Source organism: Acinetobacter sp. YH12142 (assembly GCF_013418435.1).
Classification (GTDB): domain Bacteria; phylum Pseudomonadota; class Gammaproteobacteria; order Pseudomonadales; family Moraxellaceae; genus Acinetobacter; species Acinetobacter amyesii.
This window is the reverse complement of sequence record NZ_VPCB01000019.1, coordinates 1-18,964: the sequence shown is the minus strand read 5'-3', so window position 1 is coordinate 18,964 and position 18,964 is coordinate 1. Positions and strand designations below refer to the sequence as shown.

Annotated in this window: 20 protein-coding genes and 1 tRNA gene; 10 read left to right on the top strand and 11 right to left on the bottom strand. The window is 39.2% G+C overall.

Features of this window, described 5'->3' with window-relative positions:
- The first annotated feature begins 389 nt into the window (after positions 1 to 389).
- Positions 390 to 548 carry a hypothetical protein gene (locus FTU77_RS13485; RefSeq protein WP_180009458.1) on the top strand — a complete coding sequence of 53 codons (159 nt, stop codon included), beginning with the start codon at positions 390 to 392 and terminating at the stop codon, positions 546 to 548.
- 96 nt (positions 549 to 644) lie between these two features.
- Here FTU77_RS13485 and FTU77_RS13480 read toward each other — a convergent pair whose 3' ends face one another.
- The gene (locus FTU77_RS13480) at positions 645 to 1,352 is read right to left on the bottom strand and encodes a Crp/Fnr family transcriptional regulator (RefSeq protein WP_180056007.1); all 708 of its coding nucleotides are present in this window, start codon (positions 1,350 to 1,352) and stop codon (positions 645 to 647) included.
- Positions 1,353 to 1,452: 100 nt separating this feature from the next.
- Between FTU77_RS13480 and FTU77_RS13475 the strand changes: the two genes are divergently transcribed.
- A complete protein-coding gene (locus FTU77_RS13475) occupies positions 1,453 to 1,992 on the top strand; it encodes a DUF962 domain-containing protein (protein WP_180056006.1) in 540 nt (179 codons plus the stop codon).
- A 65-nt stretch (positions 1,993 to 2,057) separates the two neighbouring features.
- Here the strand turns inward: FTU77_RS13475 and FTU77_RS13470 are convergent, their stop codons facing one another.
- The gene (locus FTU77_RS13470) at positions 2,058 to 2,450 is read right to left on the bottom strand and encodes a hypothetical protein (protein WP_257220777.1); all 393 of its coding nucleotides are present in this window, start codon (positions 2,448 to 2,450) and stop codon (positions 2,058 to 2,060) included.
- Between the two features lie 273 nt (positions 2,451 to 2,723).
- Positions 2,724 to 3,815 (bottom strand): redox-regulated ATPase YchF, encoded by a 1,092-nt coding sequence (gene ychF, locus FTU77_RS13465; protein ID WP_078189045.1) that lies wholly within the window; start codon positions 3,813 to 3,815, stop codon positions 2,724 to 2,726.
- A 269-nt stretch (positions 3,816 to 4,084) separates the two neighbouring features.
- Here ychF and FTU77_RS13460 point away from each other — a divergent pair, with 269 nt between their 5' ends.
- On the top strand, positions 4,085 to 4,849 hold the full coding sequence (locus tag FTU77_RS13460) for a glutathione S-transferase family protein (protein WP_168379640.1): 765 nt from the start codon (positions 4,085 to 4,087) through the stop codon (positions 4,847 to 4,849).
- Between the two features lie 321 nt (positions 4,850 to 5,170).
- The gene (locus FTU77_RS13455; protein WP_180050071.1) at positions 5,171 to 5,641 is read left to right on the top strand and encodes an Lrp/AsnC family transcriptional regulator; all 471 of its coding nucleotides are present in this window, start codon (positions 5,171 to 5,173) and stop codon (positions 5,639 to 5,641) included.
- A 91-nt stretch (positions 5,642 to 5,732) separates the two neighbouring features.
- Here FTU77_RS13455 and FTU77_RS13450 read toward each other — a convergent pair whose 3' ends face one another.
- The 3 genes from FTU77_RS13450 to FTU77_RS13440 all read right to left on the bottom strand — a co-directional run bounded on the left by FTU77_RS13450 (position 5,733) and on the right by FTU77_RS13440 (position 8,197).
- Positions 5,733 to 6,485: a YebC/PmpR family DNA-binding transcriptional regulator gene (locus FTU77_RS13450; RefSeq protein ID WP_078189042.1), complete on the bottom strand. Its 753-nt coding sequence runs from the start codon at positions 6,483 to 6,485 to the stop codon at positions 5,733 to 5,735.
- A 302-nt stretch (positions 6,486 to 6,787) separates the two neighbouring features.
- Positions 6,788 to 7,357, bottom strand: coding sequence for a 1-acyl-sn-glycerol-3-phosphate acyltransferase (locus FTU77_RS13445; RefSeq protein WP_078189041.1), 570 nt, complete (start codon positions 7,355 to 7,357; stop codon positions 6,788 to 6,790).
- 763 nt (positions 7,358 to 8,120) lie between these two features.
- Positions 8,121 to 8,197 (bottom strand) — tRNA-Ile (locus FTU77_RS13440).
- A gap of 368 nt (positions 8,198 to 8,565) precedes the next feature.
- Between FTU77_RS13440 and FTU77_RS13435 the strand changes: the two genes are divergently transcribed.
- Both FTU77_RS13435 and FTU77_RS13430 read left to right on the top strand, forming a co-directional pair.
- On the top strand, positions 8,566 to 10,770 hold the full coding sequence (locus tag FTU77_RS13435) for an OsmC domain/YcaO domain-containing protein (protein WP_180056005.1): 2,205 nt from the start codon (positions 8,566 to 8,568) through the stop codon (positions 10,768 to 10,770).
- Positions 10,771 to 11,306: 536 nt separating this feature from the next.
- Positions 11,307 to 11,531, top strand: coding sequence for a hypothetical protein (locus FTU77_RS13430; RefSeq protein WP_180007368.1), 225 nt, complete (start codon positions 11,307 to 11,309; stop codon positions 11,529 to 11,531).
- A gap of 125 nt (positions 11,532 to 11,656) precedes the next feature.
- Here FTU77_RS13430 and bioB read toward each other — a convergent pair whose 3' ends face one another.
- Together bioB and queG are read right to left on the bottom strand one after the other, a co-directional pair.
- The gene (gene bioB, locus FTU77_RS13425) at positions 11,657 to 12,649 is read right to left on the bottom strand and encodes a biotin synthase BioB (protein ID WP_168379635.1); all 993 of its coding nucleotides are present in this window, start codon (positions 12,647 to 12,649) and stop codon (positions 11,657 to 11,659) included.
- Positions 12,650 to 12,926: 277 nt separating this feature from the next.
- Positions 12,927 to 14,021, bottom strand: coding sequence for a tRNA epoxyqueuosine(34) reductase QueG (gene queG / locus FTU77_RS13420; RefSeq protein ID WP_180056004.1), 1,095 nt, complete (start codon positions 14,019 to 14,021; stop codon positions 12,927 to 12,929).
- Between the two features lie 20 nt (positions 14,022 to 14,041).
- On the opposite strand from queG, the gene FTU77_RS13415 reads away from it, so the two are divergent.
- The gene (locus FTU77_RS13415; protein ID WP_180056003.1) at positions 14,042 to 15,529 is read left to right on the top strand and encodes an NAD(P)H-hydrate dehydratase; all 1,488 of its coding nucleotides are present in this window, start codon (positions 14,042 to 14,044) and stop codon (positions 15,527 to 15,529) included.
- A 1-nt stretch (position 15,530) separates the two neighbouring features.
- A complete protein-coding gene (locus tag FTU77_RS13410; RefSeq protein WP_180056024.1) occupies positions 15,531 to 15,806 on the top strand; it encodes an acylphosphatase in 276 nt (91 codons plus the stop codon).
- 71 nt (positions 15,807 to 15,877) lie between these two features.
- Here FTU77_RS13410 and ruvC read toward each other — a convergent pair whose 3' ends face one another.
- Positions 15,878 to 16,423: a crossover junction endodeoxyribonuclease RuvC gene (gene ruvC / locus FTU77_RS13405; RefSeq protein ID WP_078189034.1), complete on the bottom strand. Its 546-nt coding sequence runs from the start codon at positions 16,421 to 16,423 to the stop codon at positions 15,878 to 15,880.
- 131 nt (positions 16,424 to 16,554) lie between these two features.
- Here ruvC and FTU77_RS13400 point away from each other — a divergent pair, with 131 nt between their 5' ends.
- Entirely contained in the window at positions 16,555 to 17,127 is a 573-nt protein-coding gene (locus tag FTU77_RS13400; protein ID WP_078192890.1) for an FxsA family protein, read from the top strand.
- A gap of 146 nt (positions 17,128 to 17,273) precedes the next feature.
- The gene (locus tag FTU77_RS13395; protein ID WP_180007363.1) at positions 17,274 to 17,921 is read left to right on the top strand and encodes a LysE family transporter; all 648 of its coding nucleotides are present in this window, start codon (positions 17,274 to 17,276) and stop codon (positions 17,919 to 17,921) included.
- A 69-nt stretch (positions 17,922 to 17,990) separates the two neighbouring features.
- On the opposite strand, the gene FTU77_RS13390 is transcribed toward FTU77_RS13395, so the two are convergent.
- Together FTU77_RS13390 and FTU77_RS13385 are read right to left on the bottom strand one after the other, a co-directional pair.
- Entirely contained in the window at positions 17,991 to 18,185 is a 195-nt protein-coding gene (locus tag FTU77_RS13390) for a hypothetical protein (protein ID WP_168379657.1), read from the bottom strand.
- A 235-nt stretch (positions 18,186 to 18,420) separates the two neighbouring features.
- On the bottom strand, positions 18,421 to 18,663 hold the full coding sequence (locus FTU77_RS13385; protein ID WP_078192893.1) for a hypothetical protein: 243 nt from the start codon (positions 18,661 to 18,663) through the stop codon (positions 18,421 to 18,423).
- Between the last annotated feature and the right edge of the window lie 301 nt (positions 18,664 to 18,964).

Genomic DNA, 18,964 nt, shown 5'->3' with positions numbered 1-18,964 from the left:
ATCAAAAAACAAGAATAAATCTATAAGTGAGGATTGGAAAATCCTCCTAAAAGCATCGCTATTTCTTATAAAAATTAAATCAGACTGCTGTCTTTGTGTTGAGCTTAGTTTTAAATTTGCATGTTATTTTTTGAATTTAAATAGATAAAGTATTGATAATGAATTGTAAAAATATCTTTTGAGAAAAATTTATTGTTAAAAACTCCCCATTATAGAACGCTAGTCGTCTGACTTTCTCTTTAATTAATATCTTTAAAATATTAATAATACAAAGTATGAATAATGTGATAAAAAATTAAAATTATCATTATTTGATAAATTGTGTAAAAATAACTGCGTATAAGATGAAGTATGTAAATTAAATTAAAGGCGTTGAATAGGTGATTAAGATGAAAAAAACATTAATGATGTTATCGGTTTTGGCTGTTTTGACTACAGCGCTCAATGCACAAGCAGCGACTGAAGACAAATCAGAAGCATCAACTCAAGAAGTTGCAGCATGTACAAATGGTTTTGACAGTGTAAATGTTTGCAAATTATTGTCTTGATCAAAACTCAATAAAGCGAAGTGCTACAAATAAAAGCAAAATAACTATAAAGAATCATTCTGGTGCAATTAAATGCACTTATTTAAATCACAAATGTCAGACATCATGCACAGGAAGTGCATGAGCAATCTGATGTAACTCCGCTAGATCTAAAATTTCAATTTGTTTAAACGCAACACGAAGGACCTGCATTTTTTCCAATTGCTGAAGCTCCTGATTGACTGATTGTCTTGAGCAATTCATCAGTTGCGCGAGTTGTTCCTGCGAGATATGTATGGTGTGTTGCTCAATTTCCAAATGATTTCCATATCCATTTAAAATAAACAGCAGACGCTGTGCGAGACGTTGACTTAAACTTTGCGTTTGTAAGGCTATGAGTTCCATAAAGGCATAGCGAAGTTTTTGACTGGTGAGCTGGGCAATATGAAACCAAAACTCAGGGTGTTGTTGTAATAATTGCTGAATTGCTTGAGCCGGTAAGTGTAATAAGGTGGACTTTTTGGTACAGATGGCATCGTGAGAACGTGGTAATTGGTCAACCAAGGATATTTCGCCAAACCACATAATCGGCTCAGCAATGGCGGCAATCGCTTCTTTGCCATGAATATCAATATAGCCTAAGCGAACTGCGCCTTCTAAGACCGCATACATACCATTAAAACGCTGTCCTGATAAAAAAACACGTGCGTCTTTTTCGAAAGCTAAGGTTAAGGCATGACGGCAGATAAAGTCTTGGAAGGAAAGATTTAAGCCTGAATACCATACATTTTTATTGAGTTGATGCACATATTGAGCGTCCAGCACAGCATATCCTTATTTTTTGGTCCAACTTGTCTATTAGCTGACAACTTTATTGATGCATTTTTTATATAGTGAAATGAGTAAATGAACAAGGAGTAAGTTAATGAGCAAACTTGAAAGACTGCTAAGCCAGTATGCAGCATATCATTTAGATCGAAAAAATGTGCTGACGCATTTTGTGGGTATTCCGCTTATTGTGTTTTCGATTATGTGCCTAACAGCACGAGTAGGGCTAATGATTTCAGGTTTTGAACTGACCCTTGCATTGTTGTTGATTATTGCCAGTGTAATTTATTACCTGAGTTTAGATAAAATTTTCGGTTTGATTATGCTTTTGGTGTTTGCGGTTACGTATCCCTTAGCCTTGATGATCGCAAAGATGAGCCTCATGTCATGGTTGATCTGGAGTGTGGGGATCTTTGTGGTGGGTTGGATCATCCAATTTATCGGTCATTATTATGAAAAGAAAAAGCCTGCGTTTATGGATGATGTCATTGGCTTGGCAATAGGACCTTTATTTGTTCTAGCTGAGTTTGTGTTTCTACTCGGCTTTCGTAAAGAGCTTGAACAAAGCATGCTGACAGAAGCAAGAAGACAGCGCGCAGAGATGGATGCAAAAGCATTACAAACTGCTCACCCATAAATGATTTGAATAAAAAAGCCGGATAATTCCGGCTTTTTTTGTGCTATGTGTTAATTCTCAACTGTTTAGGATTTAACAGCTGCTTTATGTTGTTCCGCTGCGACCTTTTGTGCAGCGATTTTTGCTTTTGCGTCAGTATTTGCAGCTTTGGCAGCATGGGTTGAAGTTTTAGCTTCTGATTTTGCTTGTGTTGCAAGATGCTGTGCTTGAGCTGCATCATGTTTTGCTAATTTTTGATTATGTTTCACTTTGCTCTGAGCCAATTGGCTGGCTTGTTTTGCATCGTGTCGAGCGACTTTTGCATCATGCTGCGCAACTTGTGCTGCATGTGTAGCAGTACGTTCCTGATGTTTTGCATCTTTTGCAATGGAAACACAAGTACCACCTTTATGGTTTGCACCTGTACCACCTGTAAGTGTGGTGCCTTGTGGACATGCAAACGCAGTTGCACTAAGCATTGTAAAGATACCTGCTGTTAGAATTGTGCTGATTTTTTTCATTGCTATTGTTCTATGAAAATAGGCATTAGTGCCTATGAGTAAATTTATAGCAGAACGGTAGAGATTTAAGTCGTTGCACTGTGGTGACTCGGCAACCAAATCATGTATTCGTGTCGATATAATTTTGTTTTTAAGTAGGTTTTAAGTTTTTAAATATGCTTATTTTTTGGCTTGAGCTTTTGCCTAAAATTAAAGAAGCCAGCAAATTGCTGGCTTCTTATGGGTGCTGTTTTATACGTTAAAACGGAAGTGTAAAACATCGCCATCTTGAACGATGTATGTTTTACCTTCTAAACGCCATTTACCAGCTTCTTTAGCGCCAGCTTCACCGTTATATTGAACGAAGTCGTTGTAGGCAACACATTCAGCACGAATAAAGCCTTTTTCGAAGTCAGTGTGAATCACACCAGCAGCTTGAGGTGCAGTTGCACCAATTTTCACTGTCCAAGCACGAACTTCTTGTACACCCGCTGTGAAGTATGTTTGAAGGCCGAGTAAGCCATAACCTGCACGAATAACTACGTTTAGACCAGGTTCTTCCATGCCTAAAGCTTCAAGGAATTCCGCACGGTCTTCGTCTTCAAGTAATGAAATTTCTGCTTCGATTTGGTTGCAAAGTGGAACCACAATCGCATTTTCTTCAGCGGCTAATTTTTGTACTGCTTCTAAATGAGGGTTATTTTCGAAACCATCTTCTGCAACGTTGGCAATATACATGGTTGGTTTAAGGGTTAAGAAGCCATAACCACGCACCAATTTACGTTCATCTTCATCAAGGTCAGCTGCACGCGCAGGTTTACCTTCATCCAGTAAAGGTAAGATTTTGTCTAAAACAGCTTTGGTCGCAATCGCTTCTTTATCGCCACCTTTTGCAGATTTTGCTAGACGTGTAATTGCTTTAGAAACAGCTTCTAAGTCAGCAAGTGCAAGTTCAGTGTTGATTGTTGCGATATCGTCAAGTGGATCAATTTTGCCATTTACGTGAATGACATTCTCGTCTTCAAAACAACGTACAACATGTGCAATAGCATCCGTTTCACGAATGTTGGCTAAGAATTGGTTACCAAGGCCTTCACCTTTAGATGCACCAGCAACGAGACCTGCGATATCCACAAATTCCATCGTGGTTGGGACAACACGTTGTGGGTTTACAATTTCAGCAAGTTTATCCATACGTGGGTCAGGTACAGGTACAATCCCAGTATTTGGCTCAATTGTACAGAATGGGAAGTTTTCAGCAGCAATCGCAGCTTTGGTTAATGCGTTGAAAAGCGTTGATTTACCAACGTTCGGCAGGCCGACAATACCACAGTTAAAACCCATGAAATAACTCACAAAGTATTATAAAAAAATTGTGGATGATTTTACATGAAAGCCATAATAAAGTCAGGTGATATGGGCAGGAGAATGTATATCTTATTGAATCGCGCAGAGATAGAGATGAATTCACGTCTGAATAATGCTTGAGTTGCACTACAGATGCAGAATAGGTGCAAAAATGACATTGTGTTTCAATAACACAGTGACTAAAGTATCCCTATAAAATTACTGGGTTTTATAAACTACAGTTACAACAAAAACTTGGAGCATTTATGCGAACTCTCTACCAGTTTCCACTCTCACATTTTTGTGAAAAGGCGCGCTGGTTACTCGATCATAAAGAGTTGGATTATGTGGCTCATAATTTAATGCCGGGTGTACATCGTGCATTTGCACAGCTTAAAACAGGGCAAAACAAATTACCGATTTTACGTGATCAAGATCATTGGGTTGCAGATTCAACTCAAATCGCCTTTTACTTGGATGCGACCTATCCCGAACATAGTCTGATCCGTCCAGATGTCAAACTGCGTGAAGACGCTTTAGAAATTAATGAACTCTCCATTGAGTTAGGGCAACATGTGCGCCGTTGGGGGTTGGCACATGTATTAAATGAAAGTGAAGAATCACTTGATATTTTAATTGGTGAAAAAGGCTATTTACGTCAGTTTGAAAAATATTCAAAACCGATTATAAAGGCACTGGTTTCTAAGGGTTATCAATTAGATACAGATAAGGTTGCGGCTTCACGTGAGCGACTGGATGAAATTGTGGTTGATTTAAATCAACGTCTGATTGAACAAGGTGGGCGTTATTTTGTGGGCGACCGATTAGGTTTAGCCGATATTGCGGTGTGTTCAATGTTAGCGCCGTTATTAGAGGTTGTCGGAACGCCGTGGGAAAAAGAGCATGGCGAAACCTTGTCAGAAGAGTTCAAAGCTTATAAAGCCTATTTGAGCGATTTGCCTTTAGGTCAATATGTACAACGCATATACCAAACAGAACGGAATGCACGGGTAGATTGGCGTGGTGTATAAGCCCTTTATATGAAACTTTGCGTCATACTGCTTAAAAAAAGCGCGCCTAATGGCGCGCTTTTTTTAAGCCACTTAATACTTACTTGGTAATATAAAAAATCAAAACGTGATGAAAAAACATTCATTTAATCAAGATATTTATGCAAATTATTATTTATATGATGCATCTGAGCTTTATTATTTTTAATAAATCATGCTATACATGAGAAAACTTGCACATAAATGCTGATTTTAAAATTTAAAATAACATTGAAAATGACAACAGGTGTTTGATGAATCGGGATCATCAGCACTGTTTTCAAAAATGGCTGGAGTAGACCGATGGAACTAGACCGTTTTGATAAACAAATTTTAGAAATTTTGACCCATGAAGATGTCAATTTAAATGAACTATCAGAGCGGGTGAATTTATCGGTCAGTTCCGTTCATCGGCGGATCAAACAATTGATTGATCACAATATTATGAGCGGTTTAAAGCGTGAAATTAATTATCAGAAATTAGGGTTTAGTCTACATGTAATTTTACAGGTGTCACTCAGTAAACATGATACGGATACTTTTGCAAAATTTTTAGAAGAATTAGAAAGTATTCCTGAAGTGATTAATGCATTTTTAGTGACAGGGCAGTCAGCTGATTTCTTGGTTGAAGTGGTGGCACGAGATATGGAAAATTACAGTGAAATTTTACTCAAGCGTATTGGAAAAATTGAACATGTGGTCGCATTACACTCGAGCTTCGTGATTAAACAATATAATGTCTTTAACTGTAATGGATTGTTAAATAAGGTTTGAGTGCTGCACTTAATTCAAACTCATTATCCCTTGAAAGCTTAGCAATAAAAAACGCACCGATGGGTGCGTTTTTTATTTCATAATGAAGAAATTATAGAGCTTCTAACTCAGCCATCACTTCATCGGTGAATTCAACGTTGGTATACACGTTTTGAACGTCGTCAAGATCTTCAAACATATCAATCATTTTGATGATTTTTTTCGCTTGTTCGATATCTGAAATTAACGCTTTAGTTGAAGGGTTCATCACCACTTCGGCGTTATCAGATTTTAAACCTGCTGCTGCAAGCGCATCCTGAACTTCACCGAAAGTTTCAGGTGTAGTGATAACTAGAATTTCTTCTTCGTCCACTTCGATGTCTTCAGCACCCGCTTCTAAAGCGATGTCCATAATTTGATCTTCTAAAGAAACATCTTCAAAAGTAATCTCACCACGTTTGGTAAACATATAAGCCACTGAACCTGCAGTACCTAAATTACCATCAGTTTTAGAGAAACAGTGACGAACGTCAGGAACAGTACGGTTCAAGTTGTCAGTCATTGTTTCAATGATGACAGCAACACCACCAACGCCATAACCTTCGTAAGTGACTTCTTTTAGATCAGCATTTTCTTCACCGCCTACACCACGTTGGATTGCACGGTTAATGGTGTCACGTGTCATGTTTGCAACTAATGCTTTTTCAACAACAGCACGTAAACGTGGGTTAGACGCTACATCACCGCCGCCTAAACGTGCAGCTGTCACGATTTCACGGATAAATTTTGTGAATACTTTAGCGCGGCTCGCATCTTGTTTTGCTTTACGATGCTTAGTATTAGCCCACTTGGAATGACCCGCCATGCGAAATATGCTCCTTGTAGATTGGCCTTATGCCTATCAAATTGAGCAAATTCTACCATAATGGCTTTTTTGTGTGAAAGTACTGGATTTCAGGAATTGAGTAGTTGAAAAAAAAATATCCAAATTTGAGAAAATAATGCGAAATGTCTAAACGCTCGTACTGTAATTTTTCTTATGATGAGAATTGGGCTGAAAGGAGCGAGGTGATCTTGTTATAAAAGGAAGATATAAATGTACAATGCATGGAGCACGATACATTTATATCTTTAAGTACGTATATCTTAAAAAAACGTGAATGGCACTTAGTCTTTATTTTTAGGTTCTGGGATCACGATGTCTAAACCTACTTTATCTTTATAGAGCTGCTTAATTAAAGCTAAATCGTGATCGAGGTCAGTTGGGTAAATCTTACCGAAAATACCGCCTTGTTTGGTTTTTGAGTTGGCATACATTAATACAATTGGCACACCTGCAGCTTTAGCGATATACCAAAAGCCTGTGCGAATCGGTTTTCGTGCTTCACCACGTTCTGCTCGTGTCGCTTCTGGAGCAATGACTAAATTAAATTTTTCATTGGCTTCAAAATGCTCAACCATTTGAGTCACGATGTCTTTATTGGCTTTACGGTCTACAGGAATACCGCCAATCGCTTCAAGAACAGGTTTAAATGGACCTTTAAAGAGTTCTTTTTTAATCAGCGTGTGAATTTTAATGTCGTAAATTTGGCAAAGGGCCAGTGAAAGAACAGCATCCATCATTGAGGTGTGTTCAAAGCCGACGATCACTTGTTTATTTTCTAAAACATCAGGTTCTACGTGGTATTTCCAGCCCGCCAATTTAAATGCGGATTCGCCAATAAATTTTTTCAACATAGTCGGTGATACGGTGATTTAAAAAAGGTGTAATTTCTGCTTGTTTGGATCATGAGTCAAGAGGATTTAAGTGAGCTTTGATCTGAATTGTGCATATATTACAAATCGGAATAAGAAGGGGGATTGAAGACTGATACTTTTTAGCAATAAATCGGCTAAATTTTATATAGCAAAGCTATCATCATAGATAAAAATACTCTTAAAAATTTGCTAAATATGGCTAGGCACCGTCAGAAATTCTTATTAGACTTTTGTCGTAGGTTAAAACTTTTAACCTGTTGGTCTTAACTCGTTTTCTAACGGAGAACTCAAGCATGATTTATTTAACTGCTGTGTTATTCGCTGTTGCTATGTTTGCTTTGATTGTTATTTGGTCAATTGTTGAGTTTTATTTGGACTTAAGAAAGCCTGAGCAGGTTGAGTCTTAATATTTGTGCTTTTAAAGTGTGAAATATATAGTATTTCTAAAAGTCATGAATCAAAAAACATTTGCTTATAATGAATAAAATAATATCTTTTAAGTATAACAAATCGTGACTTTATTTAAGGGTATCTAGAACTTAAGCCTTTAAATTTTTCTTAAATGTATTTTTTTATAACCTACTTCTCGTATTAACCAATTGTGGCTTACTCAAGCTGACTTGAAGTTTTGTACGTATCTATATGTTATCTGCCATATCTTTTAAAAGCTTATACAAACTTTACTTAGCTTTTAACATTAAAAAAACCCTCACGATTAATGCACGTAAGGGGTTGTTTTATATGGTGGGCCCACACAGACTTGAACTGTGGACCAACGGATTATGAGTCCGCTGCTCTAACCAACTGAGCTATAGGCCCTATATTCTGAATGTGTTATTTATCAACAAGTTCAGACGCAAAGCATACTAGCGAAGATTTTTTTAAAAGACAAGCCTTTTTCTTCACGGCTGCACACTAACACAACAAATTGGCTGTAGTTGCAGCAGTTGAGCTTGGATTCGACCAAAATGCACAAAGTGTCGAATCCTATCGTGATGTAAATCACGACAAAAGTTATCAAACAGTCAAAATAACCTTATAATAATGCTCATTCTTGTCAGTACCGTGCCCAAAAGCGCTTAGATTGGTACTGGCCTCACATTTTTAAGTCAATGTCCTACAATTATTCGGCTTATGTTTTCATTTTTATGTGTTGCACTGACACATAAGAATATTTAGGTGCCCACATGGAAATTAAGGTTAATTATCTCGATAACCTTCGACAAGAAGCCAAATTTGATGACTTCACGGTAATTGCCGACCAACCTATTCGCTATAAAGGTGATGGTTCTGCTCCCGGACCATTCGACTACTTTTTAGCGTCATCAGCATTATGTGCAGCGTATTTTGTAAAAGTGTATTGTGCGGCGCGAGACATTCCGACAGATAATATTCGCTTATCACAAAATAATATTGTTGATCCTGAAAACCGCTATAAGCAAATTTTCAAAATTCAAGTTGAACTGCCTGCGGATATTTCTGAAAAGGACCGTCAAGGTATTTTGCGTTCAATTGACCGCTGTACGGTTAAAAAAGTGATTCAGACTGGTCCTGAATTTGTCATTGAAGAAGTAGAAAGCATTGATGCAGATGCACAAGCTTTACTTATGCCAAATTTAGCGTCAGACAGTACCACGTTTATTCCGGGTAAAGATCTGCCATTAGAAGAAACCATTGCCAATATGTCAGGTATTTTGGCTGGTTTAGGCATGAAGATTGAAATTGCATCATGGCGTAACATCGTGCCGAATGTTTGGTCTCTACATATTCGTGATGCACAATCGCCAATGTGTTTTACCAATGGTAAAGGTTCAACCAAAGAAAGTGCCTTAGCTTCGGCTTTGGGTGAATTTATTGAACGTCTCAATTGCAACTTCTTCTATAACGACCAGTTCTGGGGTGAAGAGATTGCCAATGCTGACTTTGTGCATTACCCAGATGAAAAATGGTTCCAACCCGGCCCAGAAGGCGAGTTACCTACTGAAATCTTAGATGACTATACTCGTGAAATTTATAACCCAGAAGATGAGTTATTAGGTACACATCTATATGACACCAATTCAGGAAATATAGCACGCGGTATTTGCTCTCTTCCATTTGTCCGTCAGTCCGACGGTGAAACAGTGTATTTCCCATCAAACTTGATTGAAAATTTATACTTGTCAAACGGGATGAGTGCAGGGAATACCTTGGCTGAGGCTCAAGTGCAATGTTTATCGGAAATCTTTGAGCGTGCGGTCAAACGTGAGATTTTAGAAGGTGAATTGGCTCTACCAGATGTACCAGAAGAGGTTTTAGCCAAATATCCAAGTATTGTTGCGGGTATTCAAGGCTTAGAAGAACAAGGTTTTCCTGTATTGGTAAAAGATGCTTCACTTGGTGGTCAGTACCCTGTGATGTGCGTAACCTTAATGAACCCACGTACTGGTGGGGTTTTTGCATCTTTTGGTGCGCACCCTAAACTCGAAGTAGCTTTAGAGCGTAGCTTAACCGAGCTTCTACAAGGCCGAAGCTTTGAAGGTCTAAACGATCTACCAAAACCAACGTTTAGCTCGAATGCAGTCACTGAGCCAAATAACTTTGTAGAACACTTTATTGACTCAAGTGGTTTGGTATCTTGGAAATTCTTTAGCGCACAATCAGACTATGATTTTGTAGAGTGGGATTTCACATCTGAAGGTGAAAATGCCAATGCGGAAGAAGCTGCAGCGATGTTTGCGATTCTAGAAGACATGGGCAAAGAAGTGTATATGGCGGTCTACCAGCATCTAGGTGCTACGGCATGTCGTATTTTGGTTCCGGATTATTCTGAAGTGTATTTGGTTGAAGACTTGGTTTGGGATAACACCAACAAAGCTTTGGACTTCCGTGAAGATATTTTAAATATTCATCGCCTAGATGAAGACGAGTTAGTGTCACTGGTTGAGCGCTTAGAAGAGCTTGAGGTGGATGATTACACGGATATTGTGACGCTCATCGGGATTGAGTTTGATGACAATACCGTATGGGGCCAATTAACGGTTCTTGAGCTCAAACTACTGATCTATATTGCGCTACAAGAATTTGAAGAAGCAAAAGAGTTGGTCGAAACCTTCCTTCAGTACAACACTAATACAGTTGAACGTGGTTTATTCTATCAATGCATGAATGTGGTTTTAGAAGTTGAATTGGACGATGACTTAGATCTCAATGACTATGAACATAATTTCCGTCGTATGTTTGGTGACGAACGTATGGATGCAGTGATTGGTTCAATGGATGGCAGTCTTCGCTTCTACGGTTTAACTGAAACCAATATGCAACTTGAAGGTTTAGATCGTCATTTACGTCTGATTGATAGCTATAAAAAATTGCATGCTGCACGTGCGAAGTTTGCCAGTCAGAACGTTTAAATCTGGGCTTGTGAATAACGTTACTCATGTGATCATCTATTTGAAAAAACTCTCCTAATGGGGAGTTTTTTTGTGCGAAATTTGCTGAAAATTAATCTATATCTGTGATGTTGATATTAATAAAAATCCTTATAACTCAGGTGAATATAAGGAAGGCTTAAAAATAACCGATTATCCGAAATTGTGTCATTTTAAAGTAAAGATATTTGACTCATTGGAAAAATATGATAATAAATTAGCTATGGCGTGTTTAGGCATGTTCATAATATTTCAGGACGAAATATTCAGAAGCACATTAATAAATAAACGGGAGTTTTAACAACATGCTTCAATTATTCAGAAAACTATTTTGCATGCATATTTACGAATACGAGCAAATGGAAGAAATCGGTTCGCACAAGGAATGTCGTAAGTGCGGTGTGACAAAGTAATGCAGAGTCTAAGCCGAAAAAAAAGTGAGCGAAAGCTCACTTTTTTAATGCCGGTCAATATTGAAATCATTAAAATAGAAATACATTCACAGTTTTTATGCAGATATGAGTAAAGATTTTCAAGCCGAGCGTTATACCGTCGATGCCAATATGGCAGATACCATTGCATGGTTATTACAACATCAGGATTGCTTTGAATCTTTTCATTATGATGTGATTCAGCAGCAATTGGTGGTTCAACATGCTAATGGTCAAGACATTATTCGTGAAGGGGATTATTTAAATGCAGGCTATGGAATTTTAATAACAGCACATAACTTTGTTAAGTAAACGATATATTTTCCCTATTCATGGTGATTTAGCCATTTCATTTGTTCGCACCATCTCTTGCATTGCACTTTGATACCTATCACTGATCATTCAATTGAACTAAGCCCCGAACTTCGGGGCTTATTTTAAGCCATTTGCATGGCATCAGTTGAAAGCTGTGCAGCATTTGGTTTGGGCTGTTCAGCCACTAAACCGAGTTTGCTAAATAAAAGCTGATCTTTGCCTTCGCCTGCATTTGGCGTGGTCAGTAGTTTTTCACCAGAAAAGAGTGAATTTGCACCTGCCATAAATGCCAAAGCTTGTTCTGAATCACTCAGGGATTCACGACCTGCAGAGAGTCGAATATAGCTTTTTGGCATAATGATCCGTGCGACTGCAATGGTGCGAATCCATTCGATCACATCAAGTTTCTCAACTTCTGCAAGTGGGGTACCTTGAATAGGCACAAGGAGATTGATCGGCACAGATTCAGGATGAATCGGCAGCGTTGCCAACTCCATCAGGAAGGCAATACGGTCATCACGGCTTTCACCTAAGCCCACAATTCCGCCGCTACAGATTTTCATTCCAGATTGGCGAACATAGTCTAGCGTCGTTAAACGGTCATCATAGCTACGCGTGCTAATGACATTGGGATAATACTCACGAGAGGTATCGAGGTTATGGTTGTAATAATCTAAGCCTGCCTCATGTAGGCGCTCTGCTTGAGACTGATTCAGCATGCCAAGGGTCATACAGGTTTCAAGTCCCAGCGCTTTGACTTCACGCACCATTTCTAGCACATAGGGCATGTCCCGTTCATGTGGATTGCGCCATGCAGCGCCCATACAAAAACGCGAAGAACCTGAGGCAAGCGCAGCTTTCGCTTCATTGATGACTTTTTCCACAGCCAGACGTTTTTCAGCTTCTAATCCAGAGTCATAATGTGCAGACTGAGAGCAATATTTACAGTCTTCAGGGCACTTACCGGTTTTAATCGAAAGTAAGGTGCTGACTTGAATATGATTGGCTTGGAAATATTCACGGTGAATGGTCTGTGCTTGGAATAATAAATCCATCAATGGTTGTTGATACAACTCTTGTATTTCTGGATGTGTCCAGTCATTTCGGTAGCTCATAAATGATCCATATTTTCTGCCTAATGCAGATCATCATACGTAAAATTTGCAGACTTCCAAGACTATTTTGTAACATTGCAATTTAGCTAAAATGCATTGAAATGACTTTTTCAAAGAACTTTTGATATTTAAGATACTTACAAAGTTATGCTAAATGACAGCACAATCGCTGCAATGTTTATTTTGAGCTAAAAAATTAATTTTCTTGGATTACGTCACTAAGTTTTAGCTTAAATGAAAACTTTGTAAGGATCTGGAAAATAGAGAATGAAAACCCTTAAAGCATTTTTGAGTTTTGTTCTGTAATTGCCCAATCAATATGAACTTGCACAATCGCGTCATGTTTTTCGCGAGAATTTTTTAATGATTGAACAATATTTGAACTGTATTGTGCGTTGCCTAAGCCAATGGCGATATTTCGCATAAAGCTTTGATAGCCTGTTCGTCGGATAGGACTGCCTTCAGTACAGCTTAAAAAAGTGGCTTCATCCCATTGCCAAAGATCTAATAAACTCACTTGGTCGAGGCCATGACGTGGATAAAAGTCCTCAATTTGAGTTTTATGCGCAAAGCTATTCCATGGACAGATAAGTTGACAGTCATCACAGCCAAACACACGGTTGCCAATGCCACGGCGTAATTCTTCAGGAATGATGCCTTTATATTCGATGGTTAAGTAGGCAATGCATTTACGTGCATCTAACATATAGGGCTCAACGATGGCCTGAGTTGGACAGATATCAATACAGGCTGTGCATGAACCACAATGTTTGGTTGCCGGAGAATCAAAAGGTAATTCGAGTGATGTAAACAGCTCACCTAATACAAAAAATGAGCCTGATTTTTTATGGATCAGTAAGGTGTGTTTGCCTGTCCAGCCCATGCCTGCATTTTCAGCTAAGGATTTTTCAAACACTGGTGCAGAGTCGGCAAAGGGTCTAGATTCAAAATCTCCGATTTTTTCACGGATGATATTCGACAAGGTTTTTAAACGACCACGCATGACTTTGTGGTAGTCACGACCTCGTGCATAGCGTGCAATGATGGCTGCATTTGGCTCATCAGGAACATAACGTGGTTTTGGGGTTTCGACCAAATAGTCCATGCGGACACAGATAATACTGCGTGTGCCGGGGACTAAAAGTGCAGGATTGGCACGTTTTTCAAGGTTTTCCTCTAGGAATTTCATATCGCCATGATAACCACGTTCTAAATATTCTTTAAAACGAGGGAGTTCCTCTTGAGCATCTGGCTTTGCGATGACACAATCAGAAAAACCTAAATTTAAGGCTTGTGCTTTAATCCATGCTTTTAGGGTTTCTGGATCATATTGATCGACAGGAATTTTTTGTGCAGGAGTTGAAGCGGCCATAATCATAACAAGGAAAAACAATGCGTCTGCAAGTTTACCATAGCCCTGTTTATCTTAGCCAAAGTATTCAAGCTTGGGAGCAGCGTTGGTTTGCTCAGCACAATAGCAGTTATGGTCTGATGCAGCAGGTCGCATGGTCGATTGCTCAGCAACTCATTCCAATGTTAAAGCAGCAAAATTTAAAAAATATCGCTGTATGTTGTGGACAGGGCAATAACGCAGGAGATGGCTATCTTACAGCGCAATACCTACAGCAAGCAGGCTTTCAAGTCGATATTTACGCCGCTGAAATTGGAGCATCGAAAGATTTACATTCTGCTGTACAAGAAGCGATAGATCACAAGCTCAAGATCTATACACATTTTGATTTTCAGCATGACTATGACGTTTATATCGACGCATTATTTGGTATAGGGCTCAATCGTGAACTTTCTAGCGAATGGCAAGCCATTATTCAACGATTGAATGCATGCACGGGACTTAAAGTTGCGATTGATATTCCAAGCGGATTACATGCCAATACAGGACAGCCTTTACCCATCGCATTTCAAGCCGATTATACCTTTACGGCATTGGGTCTAAAAGCAGGGCTATTTACAGGTCAAGCGAAGGAATATGCAGGTGAAGTTTCGGTGATAGCATGCATACCGACTGATGCAGAGCTAGAGCCACTTGCTCATTTGTCGCCGCAGAAAATAGCCTTACCTGCGCGTCAAGCCTTTGGTCATAAAGGCAGTTATGGCCATGTTTTGGTTGTTGGTGGCCATGCAGAAATGGGTGGGGCGGTGATTATGGCTGCTGAGGCTGCATTCCATGCAGGTGCAGGTAAGGTTACGGTTGTTTGTGATGCACGACATCACACCGCTATTTTGGCGCGCGCACCGAATATTATGCTACGCGATATCAATGCATTAACTACAGAAGCAATTCGGCAACTGATCGATCAAGTCGATGCGATTAGCTTTGGCATGGGGCTTGGTCGTGACGATTGGGCACAACAGCAGTTTCAGTCATGGTTTCCATTGATTCAGCAGTCAACCTTGGAAATTGTTTTGGATGCAGATGCCTTATGGTTTCTAGCTGAAGCACCTAAAAATTTGAATGCACGAACCTATGCAACGCCACATCCGGGTGAAGCTGCGAAATTACTGGGTATAACTACTGCTGAAGTTGAAGCAGATCGTGTACAAGCAATTCAGTATTTAAAAGAAAAATTTCAAGGTCAATGGGTGCTTAAAGGCGCAGGCAGCTTAATACTTGAAGATCAGCTTTGGATTTGCACCGCAGGTAATGCAGGAATGGGTACAGGCGGTATGGGAGATGTGCTTGCAGGGATGATTGCAAGTTTAAAAGCACAATTCCATCAGCAAATACATCTGCATGAAATCGTAAGCCTGCATGCTTTAGCAGGTGATGTATTGGCGAAGCCGGGGATGCGTGGTTTGCAAGCGCAGGATATGGCCCAAGCGGTTTATCATGTGGTTAATCATTCAGAAGTTAAAGACTAAAATGCATGCGGTTAAATTGCGAATTCAAGGTAAAGTTCAGGGTGTTGGTTATCGTCGTTGGTTTGAACAGCAAACGGTTGCACTTGGTTTAAATGGCTATGTGAAAAATCTAGCGACGGGCGAAGTTGAAGCGCTGATTATTGGAACTGAAGATGCCATTCATAAAATACTGAAACACAGTCTGGTGGGGCCTTTACGAGCAGACGTGACTAAAATCGATCAGCAAGAAATTCCAATGCATGAATTAGACTATAGCGGTTTTAAAATGATTCGCTAAATTTGATCACTAGATTGAATGGGCTTTTGAAAACAGAATGAATTACTGAGCTATATGAATTGACGATTTATTTATCGACGTCGAGTGCTTACACGGCTTCGGCCACGAGCCATACCACCTAAGGCATTCAGTACAGCCATTTTACTCATACTACCAGACGCATGCGCATGACAAATTGCGGCAGCCAAAGCATCGGCTGCATCCTGCTGGGGTTTGATGCTTAGGTTCAGAATGCGCATAACCATCATTTGGACTTGTTCTTTATCAGCAGCCCCATAGCCGACCACAGATTGTTTGATTTGACGTGCAGTATATTCAGCGACTTGTAAATCTAAATTGGTTAAAGCGGCAATGGCAGCACCGCGTGCTTGACCTAATTTTAAGGCCGAGTCAGGGTTTTGAGCCATAAATACTTGTTCAACCGCAGCTTCAGTAGGCCCGTGAAACTTTACGATGCGATCAATACCAGCAAAAATACGTTTTAAGCGTTCAGGCATTTCTGTCGTTTCGGTACGAATGGTGCCAGCATCGACAAAACGTAGTTTAGAACCATCCTTTTCGATGATGCCGTAACCAGTTAAGCGCGACCCAGGGTCAATACCGATAATTAATGACATGTTTGCCTATTTGCCCTTTAAAAATAAAAATATGCCCATATTGTTACATAAGCGTGTCAAAAAAGCTTGATAGTGATTGAGCAGTTGAACGCAACACCTTAAATTAATTTACTGAGATTTGTTTAATTTTCATGAAATTATTTCTTCTGATTTTAGCAGGCTTGATCCTGGAAGTGTTTGTCTGGATCGGTGTGGGCGACCTCGTCGGCAGCATGTGGTATGTCTTTTTCTGGTTCGTGGCGGCCTTCTTTATAGGGATGAATATTATCCGTAAATATTCATCAGGTCTGATGCCTCAAATGCAGCAAATGCAAGCAGGTCAAATGAGTAATGATCCAGCTTTAACTGGAAATTTACCAAAAATTTTGGCTGGTTTCTTATTGCTGTTACCGGGTCTAATCTCAGATATTATGGCATTACTTATTTTGATTCCACCTGTACAAAATGCCATGAAAGCAGTCATGATGAAAACAATGATGAAGCGTCAGCAAGCCATGATGGAAAAAATGATGGGTGGCATGATGGGCGATATGGGAGGCATGGGCGGTGCTCAAGGTCAGAACCCATTTGCAGATATGATGCGTCAAATGCAAGATATGCAAAATCAGCAATCAGGTCGTGATTCATCCGTTATTGATGGTGAAGCTCGTGAAGTGACGCCAGATGCGAAACAAATTGAACTGAAAGATGTCAATAAAAAATAATTAACTCAGTATGAAAGGCCGAATGTGTATTCGGCTTTTTTTTTGCGTAAATTTTGATACGGCCTAAAAATAAACCTTGTGTTGCCAACAAAAAAATTGAACAAGAGATATAATCTTCACGTTTTAATTCAAATGAATCAGCTTGCATGTCACTGTTATTCACCATCTGTGCGCTTCATTTTGTTGCGCAGTTGAGTCCCGGTCCAGATGTATTATTAATTGCTAAAAGTGCAGCATCAACAACGCGTGCAAATACCTTAAAAATTATTGCGGGGATCTCTGTCGGGATTGTGGTGTGGGTCGTTTTAACCTTATTGGGCTTTACGGTTCTGGTTGAGCAATTTCCATGGATACAACAAGTTTTAATGGCTGTTGGTGGATTTTTCTTAGCGAAAATGGGTTGGGCAATGTTTAGTGGCGGGCTTAAAAGTTTAAATCAAACAGCCAATTTAGAAGATGGGCAGGCCTTAAGTCAGCAGAAAACTGAAAATTATTTCTTATTAGGTTTATTTACAAATTTAGCCAATCCGAAAACATTGATTTATTTTAGTAGTGTGTTCTCACTGGCGTTGAGTTCATCAGCCAGTAGTAACCTAAAAGCACAGCTTGCTGTCATCATTCCGATTCAAACCTTTATTGTGTTTAGTTTGTTTATGATGATTATGTCTTTGCCTAAAATTAAAGCACTCTACCAACGTTCGGGTAGTTATATTGATGTGGTTTCAGGGGCGTTATTTTTAATTTTTGCGATTTGGCTGTGGTTCGACGCAATTAGAATGTTCAATCTTCAATAGCTGCAAACATATTGCTGTCAGCAAAGCGAAAGCCAAGTATTAAAACTTGGCTTTTTTTATGTCCAAGTTCTATTGCTCTGGATTGGTTTGATCTTGGTCTTTAGACGGTGCTGTATTTGATGGATCTTGTGCAATATCGGTGGTTTCAGCATGATCACGATAACGGTTTGGCTTGAGGGTAGTTTCGGTATTTTCAGAGCCTTTGTATGATCGGCTACGATTGGCGCGTTCACGTAAACCGCCTTTTTTGATTAACTGCACCATCATCTAGAACCTCATTGCTATCGCCATAGTTTAAAGAATTTTCCTCGTGAAGATAAGTGAGCAGGGCGATGCTAGCGCATAAAAAAGCCTGAAATCATTCAGGCTTTCATCATTTTAACTTATCTCTTTGAATGACTTTAACGCGACCCGATAACGGTGCTTAAATTCAGCTTAGCTAAAATTTTACACATTGCCAGCTTGTTCATAGGGCTGTATTTGGCTGTTGTAAAAAAGCTTAATTTTTACCATCCTGCTTGAGTACTTCAAAGATGTTGAGTTGGGTTGTCGCTTCAGTATCGTGCTGTTGCAAATACACTTGAACACTCTTAAATAGAATGGCAACAGCCAAACAACTGAGTATGCAAAATATCCAAAAGCCATATGGGCTACGGATATTATGCGAGCCACATTCGGAACATTCTTTATCGCTTGAAGCCAATACTTTATTGCAACAAGCACAGTGATATTGATAGTGCATTGCGTTTCTCCATTTAGTCGAATTTGACCAACATTCTTGTTGTTATTGTCAACCATCAATCCGTGATGATTGTTTTATCTTAATGTGCAAATAAGCTGCTGTACAAGTTTTAAACGGTTTGTTTTGCTCATTATTGTGTAAGTGAAAAGCGTCAGAGAGTTAAATATTTGTTTTATTAGGGTCTGTTGACATTTGTTGATTAAAAAAATAGCGAGATAGTAAAATTAAATCGCCAAACCCAATTTTACACTCGCTATGCCTCGAACAATGCTAAATGATCAACACTGGTCCAAGTTACTTG

Excerpts from the sequence above, each read along its gene's own strand:
- FTU77_RS13400 (WP_078192890.1), top strand. The coding sequence starts at position 16,555 with ATGAAATTATTTCTTCTGATTTTAGCAGGCTTGATCCTGGAAGTGTTT.
- FTU77_RS13445 (WP_078189041.1), bottom strand. The coding sequence starts at position 7,357 with ATGTTGAAAAAATTTATTGGCGAATCCGCATTTAAATTGGCGGGCTGG.
- FTU77_RS13415 (WP_180056003.1), top strand. The coding sequence starts at position 14,042 with ATGCGTCTGCAAGTTTACCATAGCCCTGTTTATCTTAGCCAAAGTATT.
- FTU77_RS13455 (WP_180050071.1), top strand. The coding sequence starts at position 5,171 with ATGGAACTAGACCGTTTTGATAAACAAATTTTAGAAATTTTGACCCAT.
- queG (WP_180056004.1), bottom strand. The coding sequence starts at position 14,021 with ATGGCCGCTTCAACTCCTGCACAAAAAATTCCTGTCGATCAATATGAT.
- FTU77_RS13435 (WP_180056005.1), top strand. The coding sequence starts at position 8,566 with ATGGAAATTAAGGTTAATTATCTCGATAACCTTCGACAAGAAGCCAAA.
- FTU77_RS13385 (WP_078192893.1), bottom strand. The coding sequence starts at position 18,663 with ATGCACTATCAATATCACTGTGCTTGTTGCAATAAAGTATTGGCTTCA.
- FTU77_RS13470 (WP_257220777.1), bottom strand. The coding sequence starts at position 2,450 with ATGCTTAGTGCAACTGCGTTTGCATGTCCACAAGGCACCACACTTACA.
- FTU77_RS13395 (WP_180007363.1), top strand. The coding sequence starts at position 17,274 with ATGTCACTGTTATTCACCATCTGTGCGCTTCATTTTGTTGCGCAGTTG.
- ruvC (WP_078189034.1), bottom strand. The coding sequence starts at position 16,423 with ATGTCATTAATTATCGGTATTGACCCTGGGTCGCGCTTAACTGGTTAC.
- FTU77_RS13460 (WP_168379640.1), top strand. The coding sequence starts at position 4,085 with ATGCGAACTCTCTACCAGTTTCCACTCTCACATTTTTGTGAAAAGGCG.
- FTU77_RS13475 (WP_180056006.1), top strand. The coding sequence starts at position 1,453 with ATGAGCAAACTTGAAAGACTGCTAAGCCAGTATGCAGCATATCATTTA.
- ychF (WP_078189045.1), bottom strand. The coding sequence starts at position 3,815 with ATGGGTTTTAACTGTGGTATTGTCGGCCTGCCGAACGTTGGTAAATCA.
- FTU77_RS13410 (WP_180056024.1), top strand. The coding sequence starts at position 15,531 with ATGCATGCGGTTAAATTGCGAATTCAAGGTAAAGTTCAGGGTGTTGGT.
- FTU77_RS13450 (WP_078189042.1), bottom strand. The coding sequence starts at position 6,485 with ATGGCGGGTCATTCCAAGTGGGCTAATACTAAGCATCGTAAAGCAAAA.
- bioB (WP_168379635.1), bottom strand. The coding sequence starts at position 12,649 with ATGAGCTACCGAAATGACTGGACACATCCAGAAATACAAGAGTTGTAT.
- FTU77_RS13390 (WP_168379657.1), bottom strand. The coding sequence starts at position 18,185 with ATGGTGCAGTTAATCAAAAAAGGCGGTTTACGTGAACGCGCCAATCGT.
- FTU77_RS13430 (WP_180007368.1), top strand. The coding sequence starts at position 11,307 with ATGAGTAAAGATTTTCAAGCCGAGCGTTATACCGTCGATGCCAATATG.
- FTU77_RS13485 (WP_180009458.1), top strand. The coding sequence starts at position 390 with ATGAAAAAAACATTAATGATGTTATCGGTTTTGGCTGTTTTGACTACA.